The sequence below is a fragment of the Bradyrhizobium sp. 138 genome, assembly GCF_023074075.1.
Classification (GTDB): Bacteria; Pseudomonadota; Alphaproteobacteria; order Rhizobiales; family Xanthobacteraceae; genus Bradyrhizobium.
The window spans coordinates 52,729-73,991 of sequence record NZ_JADPKT010000086.1; the positions used below are offsets into that span (position 1 = coordinate 52,729).

The 21,263-nt window shown below is 65.0% G+C and carries 20 protein-coding genes; 10 read left to right on the plus strand and 10 right to left on the minus strand.

Features of this window, described 5'->3' with window-relative positions:
• Position 1 precedes the first annotated feature (1 nt).
• From sucC to IVA79_RS29870, 5 genes are all read right to left on the minus strand, one after another.
• The gene (gene sucC / locus IVA79_RS29850) at positions 2–1,198 is read right to left on the minus strand and encodes an ADP-forming succinate--CoA ligase subunit beta (RefSeq protein WP_247559839.1); all 1,197 of its coding nucleotides are present in this window, start codon (positions 1,196–1,198) and stop codon (positions 2–4) included.
• A 206-nt stretch (positions 1,199–1,404) separates the two neighbouring features.
• On the minus strand, positions 1,405–2,373 hold the full coding sequence (gene mdh, locus IVA79_RS29855) for a malate dehydrogenase (RefSeq protein WP_008145224.1): 969 nt from the start codon (positions 2,371–2,373) through the stop codon (positions 1,405–1,407).
• A gap of 247 nt (positions 2,374–2,620) precedes the next feature.
• Complete coding sequence (gene zapE, locus IVA79_RS29860; protein ID WP_247559841.1) at positions 2,621–3,805, minus strand: cell division protein ZapE; 1,185 nt, start codon at positions 3,803–3,805, stop codon at positions 2,621–2,623.
• Positions 3,806–4,025: 220 nt separating this feature from the next.
• Entirely contained in the window at positions 4,026–4,562 is a 537-nt protein-coding gene (thpR, locus tag IVA79_RS29865; RefSeq protein ID WP_247559843.1) for an RNA 2',3'-cyclic phosphodiesterase, read from the minus strand.
• A 172-nt stretch (positions 4,563–4,734) separates the two neighbouring features.
• Entirely contained in the window at positions 4,735–5,379 is a 645-nt protein-coding gene (locus tag IVA79_RS29870) for an arylesterase (protein WP_247559845.1), read from the minus strand.
• 55 nt (positions 5,380–5,434) lie between these two features.
• On the opposite strand from IVA79_RS29870, the gene IVA79_RS29875 reads away from it, so the two are divergent.
• The 4 genes from IVA79_RS29875 to IVA79_RS29890 all read left to right on the plus strand — a co-directional run bounded on the left by IVA79_RS29875 (position 5,435) and on the right by IVA79_RS29890 (position 10,579).
• Positions 5,435–6,154, plus strand: coding sequence for an ABC transporter ATP-binding protein (locus IVA79_RS29875; RefSeq protein WP_247559847.1), 720 nt, complete (start codon positions 5,435–5,437; stop codon positions 6,152–6,154).
• Positions 6,151–8,721 carry an FtsX-like permease family protein gene (locus IVA79_RS29880; RefSeq protein WP_247559849.1) on the plus strand — a complete coding sequence of 857 codons (2,571 nt, stop codon included), beginning with the start codon at positions 6,151–6,153 and terminating at the stop codon, positions 8,719–8,721. Before IVA79_RS29875 ends, IVA79_RS29880 begins: the two co-directional genes overlap by 4 nt.
• 281 nt (positions 8,722–9,002) lie before the next feature.
• The gene (locus IVA79_RS29885) at positions 9,003–9,794 is read left to right on the plus strand and encodes a Bax inhibitor-1/YccA family protein (protein WP_247559851.1); all 792 of its coding nucleotides are present in this window, start codon (positions 9,003–9,005) and stop codon (positions 9,792–9,794) included.
• A 254-nt stretch (positions 9,795–10,048) separates the two neighbouring features.
• A complete protein-coding gene (locus IVA79_RS29890) occupies positions 10,049–10,579 on the plus strand; it encodes a GNAT family N-acetyltransferase (RefSeq protein WP_247559853.1) in 531 nt (176 codons plus the stop codon).
• A gap of 167 nt (positions 10,580–10,746) precedes the next feature.
• Here the strand turns inward: IVA79_RS29890 and IVA79_RS29895 are convergent, their stop codons facing one another.
• The 3 genes from IVA79_RS29895 to acnA all read right to left on the minus strand — a co-directional run bounded on the left by IVA79_RS29895 (position 10,747) and on the right by acnA (position 15,449).
• Complete coding sequence (locus IVA79_RS29895; protein ID WP_247559855.1) at positions 10,747–11,115, minus strand: DUF2794 domain-containing protein; 369 nt, start codon at positions 11,113–11,115, stop codon at positions 10,747–10,749.
• A 600-nt stretch (positions 11,116–11,715) separates the two neighbouring features.
• Positions 11,716–12,492 (minus strand): DUF1223 domain-containing protein, encoded by a 777-nt coding sequence (locus IVA79_RS29900; protein WP_247559857.1) that lies wholly within the window; start codon positions 12,490–12,492, stop codon positions 11,716–11,718.
• 236 nt (positions 12,493–12,728) lie between these two features.
• Entirely contained in the window at positions 12,729–15,449 is a 2,721-nt protein-coding gene (gene acnA / locus IVA79_RS29905) for an aconitate hydratase AcnA (RefSeq protein WP_247559859.1), read from the minus strand.
• A gap of 242 nt (positions 15,450–15,691) precedes the next feature.
• Between acnA and ccmA the strand changes: the two genes are divergently transcribed.
• From ccmA to IVA79_RS29930, 5 genes are all read left to right on the plus strand, one after another.
• Complete coding sequence (gene ccmA, locus IVA79_RS29910) at positions 15,692–16,294, plus strand: heme ABC exporter ATP-binding protein CcmA (RefSeq protein ID WP_247559967.1); 603 nt, start codon at positions 15,692–15,694, stop codon at positions 16,292–16,294.
• 76 nt (positions 16,295–16,370) lie between these two features.
• Complete coding sequence (gene ccmB / locus IVA79_RS29915) at positions 16,371–17,039, plus strand: heme exporter protein CcmB (protein WP_247559861.1); 669 nt, start codon at positions 16,371–16,373, stop codon at positions 17,037–17,039.
• 82 nt (positions 17,040–17,121) lie between these two features.
• Positions 17,122–17,913, plus strand: a complete 792-nt coding sequence (locus IVA79_RS29920) for a heme ABC transporter permease (protein WP_247559863.1) — start codon at positions 17,122–17,124, stop codon at positions 17,911–17,913.
• Positions 17,910–18,095: a heme exporter protein CcmD gene (ccmD, locus tag IVA79_RS29925; RefSeq protein WP_247559865.1), complete on the plus strand. Its 186-nt coding sequence runs from the start codon at positions 17,910–17,912 to the stop codon at positions 18,093–18,095. The genes IVA79_RS29920 and ccmD overlap by 4 nt, the downstream gene beginning before the upstream one ends.
• Positions 18,092–18,685 carry a DsbE family thiol:disulfide interchange protein gene (locus IVA79_RS29930; RefSeq protein WP_247559867.1) on the plus strand — a complete coding sequence of 198 codons (594 nt, stop codon included), beginning with the start codon at positions 18,092–18,094 and terminating at the stop codon, positions 18,683–18,685. Before ccmD ends, IVA79_RS29930 begins: the two co-directional genes overlap by 4 nt.
• A gap of 122 nt (positions 18,686–18,807) precedes the next feature.
• On the opposite strand, the gene IVA79_RS29935 is transcribed toward IVA79_RS29930, so the two are convergent.
• Both IVA79_RS29935 and ftsY read right to left on the minus strand, forming a co-directional pair.
• A complete protein-coding gene (locus IVA79_RS29935; protein WP_247559870.1) occupies positions 18,808–19,410 on the minus strand; it encodes a septation protein A in 603 nt (200 codons plus the stop codon).
• A 3-nt stretch (positions 19,411–19,413) separates the two neighbouring features.
• Positions 19,414–20,361: a signal recognition particle-docking protein FtsY gene (gene ftsY, locus IVA79_RS29940; protein ID WP_247559872.1), complete on the minus strand. Its 948-nt coding sequence runs from the start codon at positions 20,359–20,361 to the stop codon at positions 19,414–19,416.
• Positions 20,362–20,457: 96 nt separating this feature from the next.
• Between ftsY and IVA79_RS29945 the strand changes: the two genes are divergently transcribed.
• Positions 20,458–21,126: an RNA pseudouridine synthase gene (locus IVA79_RS29945; RefSeq protein ID WP_346658212.1), complete on the plus strand. Its 669-nt coding sequence runs from the start codon at positions 20,458–20,460 to the stop codon at positions 21,124–21,126.
• Positions 21,127–21,263 lie beyond the last annotated feature (137 nt).

Genomic DNA, 21,263 nt, shown 5'->3' on the forward strand with positions numbered 1-21,263 from the left:
CTTAGCCTCCCTTGACGGCCTTCACGATCTTCTGCGCGGCGTCGTCGAGATTGTCGGCGGGCACCACGTTCAGTCCGGATTCACGGATGATCTTCTTGCCGAGCTCGACATTGGTACCTTCGAGGCGGACCACCAGCGGCACGCTGAGGCCCACTTCGCGCACGGCGGCCGTGACGCCCTCGGCGATCACGTCGCACTTCATGATGCCGCCGAAGATGTTGACCAGGATGCCCTTCACGTTGGGATCGGCGGTGATGATCTTGAAGGCGGCTGCCACCTTCTCCTTGCTGGCGCTGCCGCCGACGTCGAGGAAGTTGGCGGGCGACATGCCGTAGAGCTTGATGATGTCCATCGTCGCCATGGCAAGGCCGGCGCCGTTGACCATGCAGCCGATATTGCCATCGAGCGTGACGTAGTTGAGGTCGTGCTTCGACGCCTCGATTTCCTTGGCGTCTTCCTCGGTCTCATCGCGCAGCGCGAGCACCTCAGGATGACGGAACAGCGCGTTGTCGTCGAACGACACTTTTGCGTCGAGCACGCGGAGCTGGCCCTGCTTGGTCACGACCAGCGGGTTGATCTCCAGCATCGACATGTCCTTGGCGACGAAGGCCGCGTAGAGTTGCGCGGTGAGCTTTTCCGCCTGCTTGGCAAGGTCACCGGAGAGCTTGAGCGCATTGGCGACTGTGCGGCCGTGATGGCCCATGACACCGGTGGCGGGATCGACCGAGAAGGTCACGATCTTCTCGGGCGTGTTGTGCGCGACGTCCTCGATGTTGACGCCGCCTTCGGTCGACACCACGAACGACACGCGCGAGGTTTCGCGGTCGACCAGGATCGAGAGGTAGAATTCCTTGTCGATGTCGGAGCCGTCCTCGATGTAGAGGCGGTTGACCTGCTTGCCGGCGGGGCCGGTCTGCACGGTCACGAGGGTTGCGCCCAGCATCTGTTTGGCGAATTCGGAGACTTCCGCAGCCGACTTGGCGATGCGGACACCGCCCTTGTCGCCGGCCGAGGCCTCCTTGAACTTGCCCTTGCCGCGGCCGCCGGCATGGATCTGGCTCTTCACCACATAGACCGGGCCGGGCAGCGCCTTGGCGGCGGCTTCCGCGTCAGTGGCTTTGAGGACCGGCACGCCCTTGGAGATCGGCACGCCGAACTCATTCAGCAGCGCTTTGGCCTGATATTCATGGATATTCATTTGGTCGCTCCCTGAACCCGCGGGCGGTGACCTCTAGGGCCCACCTCAGTCTTGTGGCTGGCATACCATATACCACAGGAACTGCAACCCGGATTCTTTGACTCGATCTCTGGACTGCCGAACCCGGAGCCCCGCCCGGACAACCGGGCCCCGGAAATGAAACCGCCGAAGACCGGGTTTCGATCTTCGGCGGGATTGGTTGCGCCTTAGCGGCCGAGAAGATCGGGGGCGATCTTCTTGCAGGCATCGACCAGGCCCTGTACGGCGCCGACCGACTTGTCGAAGGCCTCGCGGTCCTTGCCGGCGAGCTCGATCTCGACGACGCGCTCGACGCCCTTGGAGCCGATCACGACGGGCACACCGACATACATGTCCTTCACGCCGTATTCGCCGTTCAGGTAGGCGGCCGACGGCAGCACGCGCTTCTTGTCACGCAGATAGCTCTCGGCCATCGCGATCGCGGACGCGGCCGGCGCGTAGAAGGCCGAGCCGGTCTTGAGCAGATTGACGATCTCGGCGCCGCCGTTGCGGGTGCGGTCGACGATCTCGTCGAGGCGCGCCTGCGAGGTCCAGCCCATCTTGACGAGATCGGGCAGCGGAATGCCGGCGACGGTGGAGTACTTCACCAGCGGCACCATGGTGTCGCCATGGCCGCCGAGCACGAAGGCGGTGACGTCTTCCACCGAGACGTTGAACTCATCGGCCAGGAAGTAGCGGAAGCGGGCCGAATCCAGCACGCCGGCCATGCCGACGACCTTCTTGTGCGGCAGACCGGAAGCCTTCTGCAGCGCCCAGACCATCGCGTCGAGCGGGTTGGTGATGCAGATGACGAACGCGTCGGGCGCGTATTTCTTGATGCCGGCACCGACCTGCTCCATGACCTTGAGGTTGATGGAGAGAAGGTCGTCACGGCTCATGCCGGGCTTGCGCGGCACGCCGGCGGTGACGATGCAGACTTTGGCGTTGTCGAGCGCCTCATAGGAATTCGCGCCGGTGTAATGCGCGTCAAATCCGTCGACCGGCGAGGACTGCGCGATGTCGAGCGCCTTGCCCTGCGGCACCCCCTCGGCGATGTCGAACATCACGACGTCGCCCAGTTCTTTCAGGCCGATGAGGTGAGCCAGCGTTCCACCGATCTGACCGGAGCCAATCAAAGCAATCTTGTCGCGCGCCATGTGAGCCTGTCCTTTAGACACGTAAGGAGGGGAAAACTGAGAGGGTGGTTATCCCTTTCGCCTTCCCCGTTCAAGTCGGTGGATGCCCATTTGTCGGGCTTGCCGCGTTTCCGGCCAGCAACCCAAAGCCGTCATTCATGGGCGCCCGCGCCACTGCGCGGGCGAACCCGGAATCTCGAGATTGGGACCGCGAGATTCCGGGTTCGCGCTTCGCGCGCCCCGGAATGGAAGCATCGGAGAATAGGACTTAAGTCTCCACCAGACCCTTGGTGGAGCCGCTTGCGGTGGAATCCTTGCGGCCGTGAGCCAGCGCCAGATAGGATTCCGAGCTCATCTCGATCAGGCGCGAGGCCGTCCGCTTGAACTCCATGGCCTCAACGCCCTCATGGGCGAGGTAGAGCGAGATCGGGTTGGCGTCGGCCGAAGCCATCAGCTTCACGGCATTGTCATAGAGCGTGTCGATCAGCGTGATGAAGCGCTTGGCGGCGTTGCGCTGGGCGAAGTCCATCACTGGAATATGGTCGACCAGGATAGTGTGATAGTCGTGCGCCAGCCTGAGGTAATCCGATGCGCCGAGCGGCTTCTCGCAGAGGTCGGAGAAGGGAAACCGCGCCACGCCATGTGCCGAGCACGGCACGTGCAGGATGCGACCCTTGACCGAAATATCGCGCGACTTGCATTTGGCGTTGCCGGTCATTTTCGACCAGGCGCGGTCGAGCGCGGCGTCCGCATCGCCATCGGCCGGCGTCAGCCACATCGGCACGCCCTGCAACTTCTCCAGCCGAAAGTCGGTGCGCGCATCGAGCCGCGCGACGTCCATATGGTCGGTGATCTGCTTGATGAACGGCAGGAACAGCGAACGGTTGAGGCCGCCCTTGTAGAGATCGTCGGGGGCGACGTTGGAGGTCGCGACCACGACGGTGCCGAGCTCGAACAATTTGGCGAACAGGCGTCCCAGGATCATCGCGTCCGCGATGTCGGTGACGTGGAATTCGTCGAAGCAGAGCAGCCAGCTCTCCTCGAAGATCGCATTCGCGGTCAGCGCGATGACGTCGCCGTCGGCGATCTCGCCGCGCGCGATGCCCTGGCGATAGTCGTAGATGCGCTCATGCACGTCCGCCATGAATTCGTGGAAATGCGCGCGCCGCTTGTGCTCGACGGTCGAGTGCTGGAAGAACAAATCCATCAGCATGGTCTTGCCGCGGCCGACCTCGCCATGGATGTAGAGCCCGCGCGGGGCCTCGTCCTTGTCGCTGCTGAACAGGCGCGCGAGCAGGCCCTGCTTGCGCTGCGGCGTATAGCTCGCGAGCCGCTGGTCGAGCGCCGCATAGGCCTCGGCGACCTCGGCCTGCGCCGCGTCGGGCTCGATCGCGCCGGAGGCGATCTCGGCCTGATAGGCCTCGCTGAATGGGGAACTGGGGGTCGAGAGCATGGCCCTTTACCGCCAGAGACGGGCGGAAATTGCAAGCCGGGAATTGGTGCAGGGCGCTATGCGTTCCGTGTCCCGGACGCGCTGCGGCACTCCCGGCGATGCGAAGCATCGTCCGGTGTGACGCCGTGCAGAGCCGGGACCCACCGTTTCGCTCAGCGGCAAATTTCGTTCATCGTGGAGCACTGGGCCCCGGCTCTGCGGCCGGGGCACGAGAGCGGTGCTACTCACACAGCTCGTAGGCGTCCTCGACCACATACGGCCCGCCGCCCGTCGACGCACGCGACGAGAACAAGACAAACCGCTCCGCCATGAACGCCTTGCTCGGGAAATAGCCGCGCAGCGAGAGATAATCGGCGACGTCGCGATCGGAGGCATCGTGCAGCCGGGCGAGCGTCACATGCGGAATGAATTTGCGCCCCTCGGGGTTGAGACCGATCCGCTGCATCATGCGCTCGAGCTCGGCCTGCAATTCCATCAGCGGCTTGCTCGGCGCGATGGTCGCAACGACTGCGCGCGGCTTGCGGCCGCCGAAACTCGTCAGCCCCTGCACCTTCACCTCGAACGGCTTGCGGTCGACGCGAAACAGCATCGAGGCGATCTCGTTGGCGGACACGCCGTCGATATCGCCGATGAAGCGCAAGGTGACGTGATAATTTTCGGGATCGATCCACCGGGCGCCGGGAAGGCCACCCCTCAAGTTGGAAAGCGACTGGCCGATCTCGGCCGGAATTTCCAGACCCGTGAACAAACGCGGCATCGTTTCGCACTCCCGATGCTTGGGTACGATCCCTGAGCAGGATCATATCCAAATTAGAGCCGGCGACGAATCACCGGTACCCTGATTCCTATCGCGTTTGTGTGACTCTGCGAAGCTTGGCCCGCCTTACCCCGGGAAAACCCTGGGTATGAGGGTTGGCGCTGCCTGCATTTCAACGCCGCTGCCCAACGATCGTGCCAATGAATGCCTCCACCGTGGGCATGATGTTGCCAACGATGATGTCGACGCCGGCCGCGGTCGGATGAATGCCGTCGGCCTGGTTGAGCTTGGCATCGGCGGCGACGGCGTCGAGGAAGAATGGATAGAGCGGCACGTCGAATGTTTTCGCAAGCTCCGGATAAATCGAATTGAAGCGCGCGGCGTAATCGGCGCCGTAGTTCGGCGGCGCCAGCATGCCGCAGAGCATCACCGCGATCTTGCGCGCCTTGAGCCGCTGGATGATGTCGGTGAGCGCGGCGCGCGTCAAACCGGGATCGATGCCGCGCAGCGCATCGTTGGCGCCGAGCTCGACGATGACGCCCTCGGTTCCCTCAGGCACCGACCAGTCGAGCCGATCGCGGCCGCCGGAAGCAGTGTCGCCGGACACCCCGGCATTGGTCATGTCGACCGCTATGCCTTTGGCCTGCAAGGCTTTTTGAAGCTTTTGGGGGAACGCCTGCTGGGCCGGGAGGCCGAGGCCGGCACTTAAGGAATCGCCGAGAACCACCAGCTTGATCGGCTTGGCCGCCGGCTGTGCTTGGGCCAACGCGCTTGTCGCAATCGTCATCAAAGCGAGCATCAACACGGCTATGTGCATGAACAATCCGTAACGCCTCTCGACCGCGCTATCGGAGTTGCCATATGACCGGACCATGGACACTCGCATCGAAACCTCTTCGCTCGCCGCTGCCGCGGACACCATCGCCATCTCCAACGTCAACCTCTCATTGGGGACCGGCGCGGCACGCGTTCACATCCTCAAGGATATCAGCTTGCGGGTTGCCTCGGGCGAGGCGATCGGCCTGATCGGCCCGTCAGGCTCGGGCAAATCCACGCTGCTGATGGTGATGGCGGGGCTGGAGCGTCCTGATAGCGGAGAGGTGGTGGTCTCAGGCACGCCTTTCAATGCCCTCGACGAGGACGCGCTGGCCCGCTTCCGCGGCCGCCAGGTCGGCATCGTCTTCCAGTCCTTCCATCTGATCCCGACCATGACGGCGCTGGAGAACGTCGCCGTGCCGCTCGAACTCGCCGGCAATCCGGATGCAGCAAAGCGCGCGGCGCAGGAGCTGCAATCGGTCGGGCTCGGCGATCGCCTGCATCATTACCCGACGCAGCTTTCCGGCGGCGAGCAGCAGCGGGTTGCGCTGGCCCGCGCGCTGGCGCCCGATCCCGCCATCCTCGTCGCGGACGAGCCGACCGGCAATCTGGATGAGGCGACGGGAAAGCAGATCGTCGATCTGCTGTTCAGCAAGCATGCCGAACGCGGCATGACCTTGGTGCTGGTCACGCATGATTCCTCACTCGCGCATCGCTGCGATCGCGTGATCCGCCTGCGCTCGGGCCGCATCGACACGCAGTCTGCGCCGGCATGAGCGCGGTGGCCGAATCTTTCGTGAAGCCGGGCGGCGTTGCGCTGTCGCTGCGTTATGCGCTGCGCGAATTGCGCGGGGGCCTGCGCGGCTTCTACGTCTTCATCGCCTGCATCGCGCTCGGCGTGATGGCCATCGCCGGCGTCGGCTCGGTCTCGGCCAGCCTCTCCGACGGCCTTGCGCGCGAGGGCCGCACGCTGCTCGGCGGCGACGTCTCCTTCGTGCTGTTCCAGCGCGAGGCGAAACCTGAGGAAGTCGCCTTCCTGCGCTCGCGCGGCACCGTGTCGACCGCCGCCACCTTGCGCGGCATGGCGCGCGCGGCCGATGGCCAGCTCGCTTTGGTCGAGATGAAAGCGGTCGACGACACCTATCCGATGCTGGGTCAGCTGACGCTGGCGCCGCAGCTGGCGATGCCCGATCTGCTCGCGGAGCGCGACGGCGCATTCGGCGCGGCCGCCGATCCGACGCTGCTGGCGCGGCTGTCGCTGAAGACCGGCGATCGCGTCACCATCGGCTCCGCGACCTTCCAGATCCGCTCGACCGTCGAAGCCGAGCCCGACAAGCTCGCCGGCGGCATCGGCTTCGGCCCGCGCTTCCTGATCAGCGAGGCGGGCCTGCGGGCCACCGGCCTGATCCAGCCCGGCAGTTTGGTGCGCTGGGTCTACCGGGTGAAGCTGCCCGATGCCGCGAACAATGAGCGCGCCACCGAAACCTTTATCGCGGATGCGCGCAATGCCGCGCCGCAGGCCGGCTGGGAGATCCGCAGCCGCTCCAACGCGTCGCCGCAGCTCGAGCGCAACATCAACCGCTTCACCCAGTTCCTGACCCTGGTCGGCCTCGCCGCACTGCTGGTCGGAGGTGTCGGCGTCGCCAATGCCGTGAAGAGCCATATCGACCGCCGGCTCGAGGTGATCGCGGCGCTCAAGGCCGTCGGCGCTACCGGGCGCGACGTGTTCGGCATCTATCTTGCGCAGGTTCTCTTGCTCGCAGGCATCGGCTCGATGATCGGCCTTGCGCTCGGCGCCGCCATGCCCTTCGCCATCGTCGGCCTGTTCGGCAAGCTATTGCCGCTACCGGTGGTGCCGGCCGTGCATGCCGACGAGCTCGCGCTGTCCTTCGTCTATGGCCTCCTGACCGCGCTCGCCTTCGGCCTGTGGCCGCTCGGGCGAGTGCACGACGTGCCGGTGGCCGCGCTGTTCCGCGACACCATCAGCTCCGAATGGCACCGGCCGCGCGTGGGCTATCTCGTGTTCATGGGTGTCGTGATCGCGCTGCTGATCGCGGTCGTGATCGGGCTGTCGTTCGATAAGCGCATCGCGGCGGTGTTCGTGGCGGCCTCGGTCGTCGTGTTCGCCCTGCTGCGCGGCATCGCCGCCCTGCTGATGGGAACCGCGCGGCGGCTGCCGCGGACACGGCTGCCGATGCTGCGGCTTGCGATCGCCAACATCCACCGGCCGGGCGCGCTGACACCCTCGGTCGTGCTGTCGCTGGGCCTGGGGCTCGCGGTGCTCGTCACCATCACCCAGATCGACGGCAATCTGCGCCGGCAGTTTCTCGCAGCGCTGCCCGATCAGGCGCCGTCGTTCTTCTTCATCGACATCCCAAGCGCACAAGCCGAGCAGTTCGACCTCTATCTGCGCCAGATCGCGCCGGATGCGAAGGTCGAGGACGTGCCGATGCTGCGCGGGCGCATCGTCGCGGCGCGCGGCGTTCGCGCCGAGGACCTCAAGCCGACCACCGATTCCGAATGGGTGCTGCAGAGCGACCGCGGGCTGACCTATACCGGCGAGCTGCCGAAGGGCTCCAAGGTGGTCGAGGGCGAATGGTGGAGCGCGGACTATTCCGGCCCGCCGCTGGTCTCGATGGAGAAGAAGATCGCCGACGGATTGGGCCTCAAGCTCGGCGACGAAATCGTGGTCAACGTGCTCGGCCGCGACATTCCGGCCAGGATCGGCAATCTGCGCACCATCGACTGGCAGGGACTCGGCATCAACTTCGTTCTCGTGTTCTCGCCGAACGCCTTCAAGGGCGCGCCGCATACCCACATCGCGACGCTGACGGAAGCGGGCGGAAATGCGGCCGGCGACGGCAAGATCATCAAGCAGGTCGCCGACGCCTATCCGATGGTGACGAGCGTGCGTGTGCGCGAGGTGATGCAGACGGTCGGCTCGGTGGTGACCAATCTGGCGCTGGCGATTCGCGGCGCCAGCGCCGTGACCCTGATCTCGGCGATCCTGGTGCTCGGCGGGGCGCTCGCCGCCGGCCATCGCCACCGGGTCTACGATGCGGTGATCCTGAAGACGCTGGGCGCGACGCGGTTGCGGCTGCTCGGCGCCTATGCGCTCGAATACCTCCTGATCGGGCTCGCCACCGCCTTGTTCGGCGTGATCGCCGGCAGCGTCGCAGCCTGGATGATCGTGACGCGGCTGATGACGCTGAGCTTCGTCTGGCAGGCCGGCAGCGCGGCCGGCGTGGTGGCGGCCGCCCTGGTCGTCACCGTCGGGCTCGGGCTTGCCGGCACGCTGCTGGCATTGAACAAAAAGCCCGCGACGGTGTTGCGGAATTTGTGACAAATGGTAGCGGCTGGCCGCGCGGGTGCGAAATCGCACGATTCCTGCGATTAACCACGACTGCTCGTCAGGTTCGCGTCATAATAGCCGCCAAGGGCGACATTCAGCCGCGCGTGGAAGGTTGCAGCGAATGTGTTAGTTTCCCACATATCGAATGGGTTCGGAGCCCCGATTGTTAGCCAAAATTTAGTCGGTTGGCATCGGTATCCGAGATAGAATTTGACGAACCGGCGGCATGGCGACCCTCGTGCCGGACCGGACCAACCAACGGGAATTCGACCATGTCGGACCTAGACCGTAACTACGCTTCTCCTTTCGGCAGGGCCGCCGGGCGTGTTGACGCCGCGACGGTCGATGCCGGCCTGCGCGCCTATATGCTGCGCATTTACAACTACATGAGCATTGGCCTGGCCATCACCGGCCTTGCCGCGCTCGGCGTCTACATGGCCGCCGTGACCGACGTTCCGACGGCGGACGCCGTCCGCGTCGGCAAGCTGTTCCTGACGCCGTTCGGCTACGCGATGTTCGTCAGCCCGCTGAAGTGGCTATTCATGCTCGCGCCGCTCGCCATGGTGTTCGTGATCTCGGCGGGCATCAACCGTCTCGCACCCTCGACCGCCCAGATCCTGTTCTGGGTGTTCTCGGCGCTGATGGGCATCTCGCTGTCGTCGATCTTCCTGGTGTTCACGCACACCTCGATCGTGCGGGTGTTCTTCATCACCGCGGCGACCTTCGGTGCGCTGAGCCTTTACGGCTACACCACCAAGCGTGACCTGACCGGCATGGGCTCGTTCCTGTTCATGGGCCTGATCGGCATCATCATCGCGAGCCTGGTGAACCTGTTCCTGGCGAGCTCGATGCTGCAGTTCATCGTGTCGGTGGTCGGCGTGCTGATATTCGCGGGCCTCACCGCCTGGGACACCCAGCGGCTGAAGAACGACTACATCTACGGCTACGCCTCGGCCGGCGGTGACATCGCAGAGCGTGCGGCCATCACCGGCGCACTGTCGCTGTACCTGAACTTCATCAACCTGTTCACGCTGCTGCTGCAGCTCCTCGGTCAGCGCGACTAAGCGCCAGACCAGAGCGAACGGACACGAACCCCGGCCGAGAGGCCGGGGTTTTTGTTTGGGTGGCGTGGCCTCTCCCCGTCATTGCGAGCGAGCGACTTGTCCGCCGCAGCCTTGGCGAAGGGCGGAAGCAATCCAGAGTGCCTCCACGGATGCATTTCTGGATTGCTTCGTCGCAAGGGCTCCTCGCAAAGACGGAGGCTATGGCAACACCGTTGCCTCTTCCGGCCACCGCGGGAAGGCTCTAATCTTCCCCCATGACCGCACCTGACATCAGGCCCACGACCGAGGCCGACCTTCCCGCCATCACCGCCATCTACCAGCAGGCCGTCCGCGAGGGCACCGCGACGTTCGAGCTGGAGCCACCTGACCTCTCGGAGATGACGCGGCGCTATCGCGCGCTGGTCGACGGCGGCTATCCCTATTTCGTCGCCATGCTCGACGGCCGCGTGGCCGGCTATGCCTATGCCGGCCCCTACCGGCCGCGGCCGGCCTATCGCTTCACGGTCGAGAATTCGATCTATCTCGATCCCTCGTTCCACCGCCGCGGGGTCGGCTCAAGGCTGCTGGAGCGGCTGGTCGCCGAATGCGAGGCGCGCGGCTTTCGCCAGATGATCGCGGTGATCGGCGACTCCGCCAATGCCGGCTCGATCGGCGTGCACACCAAGGGCGGCTTCAAGATGATCGGCACGCATCCCAATGTCGGGCTGAAATTCGGCCGCTGGCTGGATACGGTGATGATGCAGCGCGACCTCGGCGAGGGCGCGAAGACGGTGCCGGCAAAATAGGTCTCGTAGGGTGGGCAAAGCGTAGCGTGCCCACGGTCTGTGGCGATGGAGAAAGGTCGTGGGCACGGCGCGTTGCGCCTTTGCCCACCCTACCGCACCGATCGTAAGGTTAGACCACCGCCAATTTGCTAGTGCGCCTTTGCCACCCTCCGGCACCGTGCGTGCCGCTACACCACCGCCAATTTGCGATCGATCACCAGCAGCACGCGCTCCAGCTCGTGGCCACGGCGCAGGATCAGGCCCGTCGCCGAGATCACGCTGTACATGCCTTGCTTGCGCGCCAGCCGCGGATCCTTCTCGATGCGATAGATCGGCACTTCCGAGGCACGGCGATAGACCGAGAACACGGCGCGATCCCTGAGGAAATCGATGGCATAGTCGCGCCACTCGCCGTCGGCGACCATGCGGCCGTAGAGATTGAGAATACGGTGCAGCTCGAGCCGGTTGAACGTCACCCGGCTCGGTTGCGTCGTCGCAGCGGCGTGACGCGCCGCCGCGCGCTGCTCGCTCGGATCGGCATCCTCCGACAGACTCATGGAGCGCTTCCTCATCGCACGGTATGACCCGCGTCCGCGAAGACCGTCCCCGGAACCGCAGATCATCATGACAGTGATATGATTGCGCCAACCGTTCCCCGCCGCAAGGCCCCTTGATGGAACTCGCTGGCTCAACTTATCGGAATCAAGGCACACGCATGGGTGGAACTTCCTCGCGGCAAACCGTCACGGGATCGTTAGCAGGAATCATAGTCTCGCCGCTTTTCCGCCCATCGACTGCCGCCCTGCATTGCGAAAAGACTCACGTGCGTTGACCCGGTCCTTTCGGTTCCGGATTCCTCAGCCCCCAGCCCCCCGGGGTCGAACAGGATCGGGTCTGTACGCGCGACAAGGAGGGCCAACGCAAGTTGGTCCTTTTTTGTTTGTGTCGGGATGTTTCTGCCGCCGACCGACCGTCTCTCCAAACATCCGCGCGAAGACTCTCACATCCTGAAGGCCACGCCCTTGCGCGGCGTCTCGAAGGATGAAAGGCCCGGCCGCGCCAGCAGGGGTCTGCCTGGTTCGAGACGGCGCTGACGCGCCTCCTCACCATGAGGGTTGAGAGTGCGTTCGAGTCGGAAGTTTCGAAGCGCGCGCGCTTCAGTGCAGCGACGTGTAAGCCGCGCCCAGCATCGGGCCGGGCTTCTCCCGGCTGCCATCCTGGACGTAGACCACCGCGCCGTCGACGCCGTCGCGCGTGAGGTTCTCGATCGGCACCGTCCAGCTTTCCGGACGCCCGGTCCAGTCACCGACCTTGAGCACGTTGCGCACCACATTGTGATAGGTGACTTGCTGCCCGCGATTCTCGCCGCGGGTGATCGCGATCGGGACCGACCGGGCGATCGAACAGATCCAGACCTCGCCATGCGAGATTGCCGGCTCGTTGCTCGCGGCCACCGACACGTTGATCTGCTTGCCCGCGAGCGACATCGTCACCGGCACGCTCATCACGCCCTTGCCCTTGTCAGCTTTGCCGATGGCAGTCTCGATGCCGGTACGGTCGCTGCCGATGACGTGGGTCGAGCCGTTGACCACGACCTGCGGCGTGTAGACCTCGCGGTCGCCGCGCATGCGCGAATAGGCACGCTGGCGTGCAGAAAAGCGCGAATCCGCCAGCGTGTCCTTCCAGCCCAGATAGTCCCAATAATCGATCGGCATGCTCAGCGCGATGATCGACGGGTCTTTGGAGAGATCGCCGATGATCTGGTCGGCGGGCGGACATGAGGAGCAGCCCTGCGAGGTGAACAATTCGACAACGGCGCGGGGATCAGCCTGTGCGGGACGGATGACGGCGACGATCGCACAGATGCCGAGGGCGCCCGACCAGAGGGCACCGGACCAACGTGAAACCAGATGAGAAGCCGTCATTGTTGTCATGTCGAACGCCGCACACCATTGCTCGTGGGAAGGGAGATCTTATCGCCGGATGGTCACCGTAGTCTTACGGGGCGCGGCACACTCGACCGTCCAGGCAAACCGTCCAAAGGAAGGTTTTTCCGCCGGGCGGGCCCATCTGGAGCATGCCGCAAACGCATGAAGGCGGCCTTGTGATAGGCCGCCTTCATTTAACCTTCTACTCACTTCGCAGTGAGCCACCGTTCACAAATCCGCGCTTAGGCCGCGAGCTTGCGCAGCACGTAGTGCAGGATACCGCCGTTGCGGTAGTAGTCGAGCTCGTCCAGCGTATCGATGCGGCAGAGCAGCGAAACGCGCTGCAACGAGCCGTCGCCGGAGACGATCTCCGCGGTCAGCTTCTGGCGCGGCTTGAGGTCGCCGACGAGGCCGCGCAGCGTGACCTTCTCGTCGCCCTTCAGGCCGAGCGATGACCAGGAGGTGCCTTCCTCGAAGGTCAGCGGCAGCACGCCCATGCCGACCAGGTTGGAGCGATGGATGCGCTCGAAGCTCTGGCAGATCACGGCGCGCACGCCGAGCAGACGGGTGCCCTTGGCAGCCCAGTCGCGCGAGGAGCCGTTGCCGTATTCGGCGCCGGCGAACACCACCAGCGGCACCTGCTCCTGCTGGTACTTCATCGCGGCGTCGTAGATCGACATCTGCTCGCCGTCGGGCCAGTGCTTGGTGAGGCCGCCTTCCGGAATGTTGCCGTCGGCGCCCTTGAGCATGAAGTTCTTGATGCGGATGTTGGCGAAGGTGCCGCGCATCATCACTTCATGGTTGCCGCGGCGCGTGCCGTATTGGTTGAAGTCGGCGGGACGCACCTGATGCTCGCTGAGATATTTGCCCGCGGGCGAGGTGAGCTTGATCGAGCCGGCCGGCGAGATGTGATCGGTGGTGATCTTGTCGCCGAACATGGCGAGGATGCGCGCCTCGACGATATCGGTGACCGGCTCCGGCTCCTTCTTCATGCCGTCGAAATAGGGCGGGTTCTGCACGTAGGTCGAAGACATGTTCCAGCGATAGGTCTCGCTCTCGACCGTCTTGATCTTGCGCCAATTGGTGTCGCCCTTGAACACGTCGGCATACTTCTTCTTGAAGATCGACGCGGTCACGAACTTCTTCATGAAGGCGTTGATCTCCTTCGTCGTCGGCCAGATGTCCTTCAGGTACACCGGCTTGCCGTCCTTGCCCTCGCCGAGCGGCTCGGTGGCGAGGTTCTTGGTGACGCTGCCCGCGAGCGCGTGGGCGACGACCAGCGGCGGCGAGGCCAGGTAATTCGCCTGCACGTCCGGCGAGACACGGCCCTCGAAGTTGCGGTTGCCGGAGAGCACGGCCGCCGCGACGATGCCGTTGTCGTTGATCGACTTCGAGATCTCCTCAGGCAGCGGACCGGAATTGCCGATGCAGGTGGTGCAGCCGAAGCCGACCAGGTTGAAGCCGACCTTGTCGAGATCCTTCTGCAGACCGGAATCGGCCAGATAGCCCGCGACGACCTGGCTGCCCGGGGCGAGCGAGGTCTTCACCCACGGCTTGGCCTTGAGGCCCTTCGCCGCGGCGTTGCGCGCCAGCAGGCCGGCGCCGATCAAGACGCTCGGGTTCGAGGTGTTGGTGCAGGAGGTGATGGCGGCGATGACGACGTCGCCATGGCCGATCTCGAAGTCCTTGCCCTCGACGGCAAAGCGCTTGTTCGGCTCCTCGGCCTTCTTGTACTCGGTGCCGAGCGCAAGCGAGAAGCCTTCGGCGACCGACGGCAGCGCGATGCGGCCTTCGGGACGCTTCGGACCGGCCATCGAGGGAACGACGTCGGCGAGGTCGAGCGTCAACGTCTCCGTGAACACCGGATCGGCCGACTTGGCGGTGCGGAACAGCCCTTGCGCCTTGGCATAGGCCTGCACCAGCGCAACGCGCGGCGCTGCGCGGCCCGAGGTCTTGAGGTAATCGATCGCGGCGGCATCGACCGGGAAGAAGCCGCAGGTCGCGCCGTATTCGGGCGCCATGTTGGCGATGGTCGCCTTGTCGGCGACGGAGAGATTGTCGAGGCCGGGGCCGAAGAACTCGACGAACTTGCCGACAACGCCGAGCTTGCGCAGCATCTGCGTCACGGTGAGCACGAGGTCGGTCGCGGTGACGCCTTCCTTCATCGCGCCCTTCAGCTTGAAGCCGACGACGTTGGGCAGCAGCATCGACAGCGGTTGGCCGAGCATGCAGGCTTCCGCCTCGATGCCGCCGACGCCCCAGCCGAGCACGGCGAGACCGTTGACCATGGTGGTGTGAGAGTCGGTGCCGACCAGCGAGTCAGGGTAAGCGACCTCGAAGGTGCCGGTCTTCTTGCCGACCGTCATCTTCTCCTTCCTGGTCCAGACCGTCTGGGAGAGATATTCGAGATTGACCTGATGGCAGATGCCGGTGCCGGGCGGCACGACGGAGAAGTTCGAGAACGCCTTCTGGCCCCACTTCAGGAACTCGTAGCGCTCCTGGTTCTGCTTGTATTCCTCGGTGACGTTCTTGCCGAAAGCCTTGTTGTCGCCGAAGAAGTTCACGATCACGGAGTGGTCGATGACGAGATCGACCGGCACCAAGGGATTGATCTTCTCGGCATCGCCGCCGAGCTTCTGCATCGCGTTGCGCATCGCGGCGAGGTCGACCACCGCGGGCACGCCGGTGAAGTCCTGCATCAAGACGCGCGCCGGGCGGAAGGCGATCTCATGCTCCAGCGATTTCTTGCGCAGCCATTTCGAGACGGCGACGATGTCCTCTTTCTTGACCGAACGGCCGTCCTCGTTGCGCAGCAGGTTCTCGAGCAGGACCTTCATCGAATAGGGAAGTTTGGAAATTCCCTTCAGACCATTCTTCTCGGCCGTGGGCAGGCTGTAATAGACATAGGTCTTGGCGCCGACCTTGAGAGTCTTTTTGCATTTGAAGCTGTCGAGCGAGGTCATGTAGGAGATCCCAATTGTTAGTTATACCCGGCAGGGTATTTTAACACCGTCAGCGTATCAGGCTGGGCCGCTTGCCAGGGGCGGGTTGGCTTGCTGCATCAAGTAGTTCCGGGCTTATAGAAGCTTTCTAACCGCGCCGCCACAGCCACAATCGTGCCCGCAGCAATCGCGAGCCAAAAATTCCCATGCGCTACCCCAAGTTTTCCTGAGGCCTCGAATTGAGTGACTTGAAACGAGGCGAGATGCAGCTCTCCGGGCGCGGGGTCACCTGCGTGCGCGGCGGCCGCGAGGTGTTTGCCGGGCTCGATTTCGCAGCCGTCGCCGGCGAAGCCGTGGCGGTCGTCGGGCGCAACGGATCGGGCAAGACCTCGCTGCTGCGGCTGATCGCGGGGCTGCTCGTGCCGGCGGGAGGCAGGATCGCGCTGGAGGGCGGCGATACCGAGCTGACCCTGCCCGAGCAGTGCCACTATCTCGGCCATCGCGATGCCCTGAAGCCGGCCCTCAGCGTGGCGGAAAATCTGACATTCTGGGCCGATTTTCTCGGCGGCGAGCGCCTTGACGCGGCCAAAAGTCTCGCCGCCGTCGGGCTCGACCATGCCACCCATCTGCCCGCCGGCTTCCTGTCCGCCGGCCAGCGCCGCCGGCTGTCGCTGGCCCGCCTGTTGACGGTCCGCCGCCCGGTCTGGCTGCTGGACGAGCCGACCAATGCGCTCGACGTGGCCGGCCAGGACATGTTCGGCGGCCTGATGCGCGAGCACCTCGCCCGCGGCGGCCTGATCATCGCCGCGACGCACGCCCCGCTCGGGATCGAATCGCGGGAGCTGCGGATCGGGGGTGCGGCGTGATTTCGGCGGACCCTCAGCTTTCCAAGCGGCTCGAAGCCGTTGGACGACCCTATTCCGCAGGAAGGGCCCCCACTTCATGACGGCCCTATCCGCCCTCATTCGCCGGGACATCCGGATCGCGCTTCGGGTTGGTGGCGGGGCGCTGATCGGGGTGCTGTTCTTCCTGACCGTGGTGGTGCTGATGCCGTTCGCGGTCGGGCCGGATCTGGCGCTGCTGTCGCGGCTGGGGCCGGCCATTCTCTGGCTCGGCGCGCTGCTGGCGAGCCTGCTCACCCTCGACCGGCTGTTCATGGCCGACCACGAGGACGGCTCGCTCGACCTGATCACGATGAGCCAGACGCCGCTGGAACTCGCCTGCGCCGCCAAGGCGCTGGCGCATTGGCTGGCCGCCGGCCTGCCGCTGATTGTCGCAACCCCTGTGCTCGGCCTCTTGCTCAATCTCGACATGGTCGCGACCAGCGCCGTGGCGCTGACGCTGCTGGCGGGCACGCCGGCCCTGACCTTCACCGGCATGATCGGCGCGGCGCTGGCGGTGACGCTGCACCGGGGCGGGCTGCTGATGGCGGTGCTGGTGCTGCCGCTGTCGATTCCCGTCCTGATTTTCGGCGTGGCGGCCTCGCAGGCCGTGATCGTCGGCCCGATGACGTTCGGTGCGCCGTTCTCGATCCTGTGCGCGCTGTCCCTGGTCAGCCTCGTGGTCGGCCCGTTCGCAGCCGCAGCGAGCCTGCGGCATGGGCTTGATTGAGATGGGCCTTGACCCCGATCAACTTTCGCTCGGGACTTTCGTGCTGATTGCCTGAGCGGCCACCGATGATTATCAGGGTACCATGTCACTGATCGACCTCGCCAACCCGACCCGGTTCCTCGCGCTAACAGCGCGGGTGTTGCCGTGGCTCGCGGCCGCGACCGTCATCATGCTCGCGATCGGCCTCTACCAGTCTGCCAACGCGCCAGACGACTATCAGCAGGGAGCGACCGTCAAAATCATGTTCATCCACGTGCCCAATGCGTGGCTGTCGATGTTCGTCTGGGCCGTGATGAGCATCGCCTCGCTGGGCACGCTGGTGTGGCGGCATCCGCTGGCCGACGTCGCCGCCAAAGCCGCAGCGCCGATCGGCGCCGCCTTCACCTTCCTCGCGCTGCTCACGGGCTCGCTGTGGGGCCGGCCGATGTGGGGCACCTATTGGGAATGGGATGCGCGGCTCACATCGGTGCTGATCCTGTTTCTGATGTATCTCGGCCTGATGGCGCTGTGGCGCGCGGTCGACGATCCTTCGCGCGCGGCTCGCGCCGCCGCGGTGCTGACCCTGGTCGGCGCGATCAATTTGCCGATCATCAAGTTCTCGGTCGACTGGTGGAACACGCTGCACCAGCCGGCCTCGGTGATGCGCATCGGCGGATCGGCCCTCGACAAATCGTTCCTGATTCCGCTGCTGGTGATGGCGATCGCCTTCACGCTGCTGTTCGTCACGCTGCATCTGGCGGCGATGCGCAACGAAATCCTGCGCCGCCGGGTCCGCTCCCTGCAAATGATGCAGGCGAGCCGCGCGGCGTTCTCGAGCGAAGCGGGCTCCGGTTCGCGCGGACAAAACGCGTCGAACGAAGTCGGGGCCGCATGATCATGTCGCTCGGTCCTTATGCATCCTTCATCGTGACGTCCTATGCCGCAGCGGCCGTCGTGGTCGCGATCCTGGTCGGCTGGATCGTGCTCGATTATCGCAACCAGACGCAGCGCCTGCGCGAGCTCGACCGCAGCGGCATCACCCGCCGCTCCGGCCGCAGCGCGGTGGACGCCCCATGAGCGATCCATCGACCCCCGCAGCGCCGCAGCGCCGCACCTTCCTGATGGTGCTGCCGCTGATCGCCTTCATTGCCCTTGCGCTGCTGTTCTGGTTCCGGCTCGGCAGCGGCGATCCCTCGCGAATTCCGTCCGCGCTGATCGGGCGGCCGGCGCCGCAAACGCTGCTGCCGCCGCTCGAGGGATTGCTGGCCGACAATGCGCCCGTGCCGGGGCTCGATCCGGCCGCCTTCAAGGGCAAGGTCAGCCTCGTCAATGTCTGGGCGTCCTGGTGCGTGCCTTGCCATGACGAAGCCCCGCTCCTGACCGAGCTCGCCAAGGACAAGCGTTTCCAGCTCGTCGGCATCAATTACAAGGACGCGGCCGACAATGCGCGCCGCTTCCTGGGGCGCTACGGCAACCCGTTCGGCCGCGTCGGCGTGGATGCCAACGGCCGGGCCTCGATCGAATGGGGCGTCTACGGCGTACCGGAGACCTTCGTCGTCGGGCGCGAAGGCACCATCGTCTACAAGCTGGTCGGTCCGGTCACGCCGGACAATCTGCAGAAGGTGTTATTGCCGCAGATGGAGAAGGCGCTGAAGGCGGGGTCGTAGAACGGTCGCGCGTCCCGGACGCTGCGCACCGCTGCAGAGCCGGGACCAATGTCACCGCGACGACGGTTTGGAGAGAGCCTGGGTCCCGGCTCGCGCTTCGCGCGTCCGGGACACGAGACCGACTACCCCTTCCTGACATCCCCCCCTTCGGCCTCGCTCGCCTCCAGCGACACCGGCTCGAGATGGTAGCGCTTGGTCAGCGGCATCTGGGCGATGGCGAAGATCATGGTCAGCGGGGTCACGCCGAACACCTTGAAGTTCACCCAGAAGTCCGTGCTCTGCGTGCGCCAGACGATCTCGTTCAGCACCGCCAGGCCGGCGAAGAACAGCGCCCAGCGCAGCGTGAGGATGCGCCAGCCCTGCGGCGTCAAATTGAACATCTGGTCGAACATCACGGCGATGAAGGAGCGGCCAAACAAAAGGCCGCCGCCGAGGATCGCGGCGAACAGGCCATAGATGATGGTCGGCTTGACCTTGATGAAGGTCTCATCGTGCAGCACCAGCGTCAGCGTGCCGAACACCAGCACGATCACGCCTGTGACGATCGCCATGATCGGAATGTGGCGCGTCACCACATAGGACGCCGCCATCGCCGCCGCGATCGCGACCATGAAGGCGCCGGTGGCGGCGAACAGATTGAACTTGGCGTTGACGAAGAAGAACACGAGCAGCGGACCGAGCTCGGTCGCAAGCTTGAACAGCGGATGCGGCTGGGTCTTGTCCATGCTCTAGCTTTCGATTCCGGCAATGGCGCGGGCGAAATCGCGCGCGGTGAACGGCGCGAGATCGTCGACGCCTTCGCCGACGCCGATGAAATGCACCGGCAGTTTGAATTTTTCCGCGAGCGCGACCAGGATGCCGCCGCGCGCGGTGCCGTCGAGCTTGGTCATCACCAGGCCAGTGACCCCGGCGGTGCGATGGAAGGCCTCGACCTGCGACAGCGCGTTCTGGCCGACGGTCGCGTCGAGCACCAGCAGCACCGCATGCGGCGCAGTCGCATCCACCTTGCGGATGACGCGCACGACCTTTTCGAGCTCGTTCATCAGCTCGGCCTTGTTTTGCAAGCGCCCGGCGGTGTCGATCAGCAGCACGTCGACATTCTGCTCCTTCGCCGCGGTGAGCGCGTTGAAGGCGAGGCTTGCGGAGTCCGAGCCCTGCGCCCCGGCGATGACGGGTGTCTTGGTCCGCTCGCCCCACACCTTGAGCTGCTCGATCGCGGCCGCGCGAAACGTGTCGCCGGCGGCCAGCATCACCTTGCGCCCTTCGGAGGCGAATTTTTGCGAGAGCTTTCCGATGGTGGTGGTCTTGCCGGAGCCGTTGACCCCGACCACGAGAATGACGAACGGCTTTTTGGCGGTGTCGATCTCGAGCGGCTTTGCCACCGGCGCCAGCACCTTCTCGACCTCGGTCGCGACGACATCCTTGACCTCGTCCGCCGAGATCGCCTTGTCGTAGCGGCCGGTGCCGACCGCATCGGCAATGCGGACCGCGACGGAGGTGCCGAGATCGGCGCGCAATAGCACGTCCTCGATGTCGTCGAGCATGGCGCGATCGAGCTTGCGCTTGGTCACAAGGTCGGCGACCGCGGTCCCGAGCGAGGACGAGGTGCGCTTCAGCCCGTTGGACAGGCGGCGCCACCAGCTCAGCTTGGGGGGATCTGACGTGGTATCGTTCATGGCGGGGGTGTGTTAGCCGTTCCGGCCTCCAAACGAAAGTCTTGACCGAAAGTCCTGCAATTGCCCGATGTTCCCCAATTGACCGCCGACGAGATCATGGCGCGCGTGCTCCATCGCGACGGGCTGATGCTGGTCATCGACAAGCCGTCCGGTCTGCCGGTGCATCGCGGCCCCAAGGGCGGCGCCAATCTGGAGGCCTCGTTCGACGCATTGCGTTTCGGCCTGCCGCGGCCGCCGGTGTTGGCCCACCGGCTGGACAAGGACACCTCCGGCTGCCTCGTGCTCGGCCGCCATCGCAAGGCGACCGCATCGCTCGGCCTCCTCTTCAAGCACGGCAAGATCGGCAAGACCTACTGGACCGTGGTCGAGGGCGGACCGGCCGAGGACGAAGGGATCATCGACATGCCGCTCGGCCGGCTCAATGCCGAGCGCGGCTGGTGGCAGAAGCCCGATCCCGAGGGACAGAAGGCGATCACCAACTGGAAAGTGATGGGCCGCGGCGGCGACGGCCTGACCTGGCTCGCAATGGAACCGGTGACCGGGCGGACCCATCAATTGCGGGTGCATTCGGCCGCGACCGGCTGGCCGATCTTCGGCGATAACATTTACGGCAACGGCCCGCGCTTCGGCGAGCCGAAGCTGCACCTACATTCCCGCGAGATCGTGATCCCGATCTCCCGGAACAAGGAACCCGTCCGGGTCGTGGCGCCGGCCCCGCCCCATATGCACGAGAAGCTGCGCGCCTGCGGGTGGAACGGGGAATAGCTGCTGCTGGAGTTCACCTCTCGCGCTCTTGTCCGCCGAAGCCTTGGCGGATGCGGAAGAGGCAGACCATCAAGCCCATGGTTTACCAAACCTTCAGTGCTCGCCTCTAATGATAGCGGTTGCTTAGAACAAGCTTC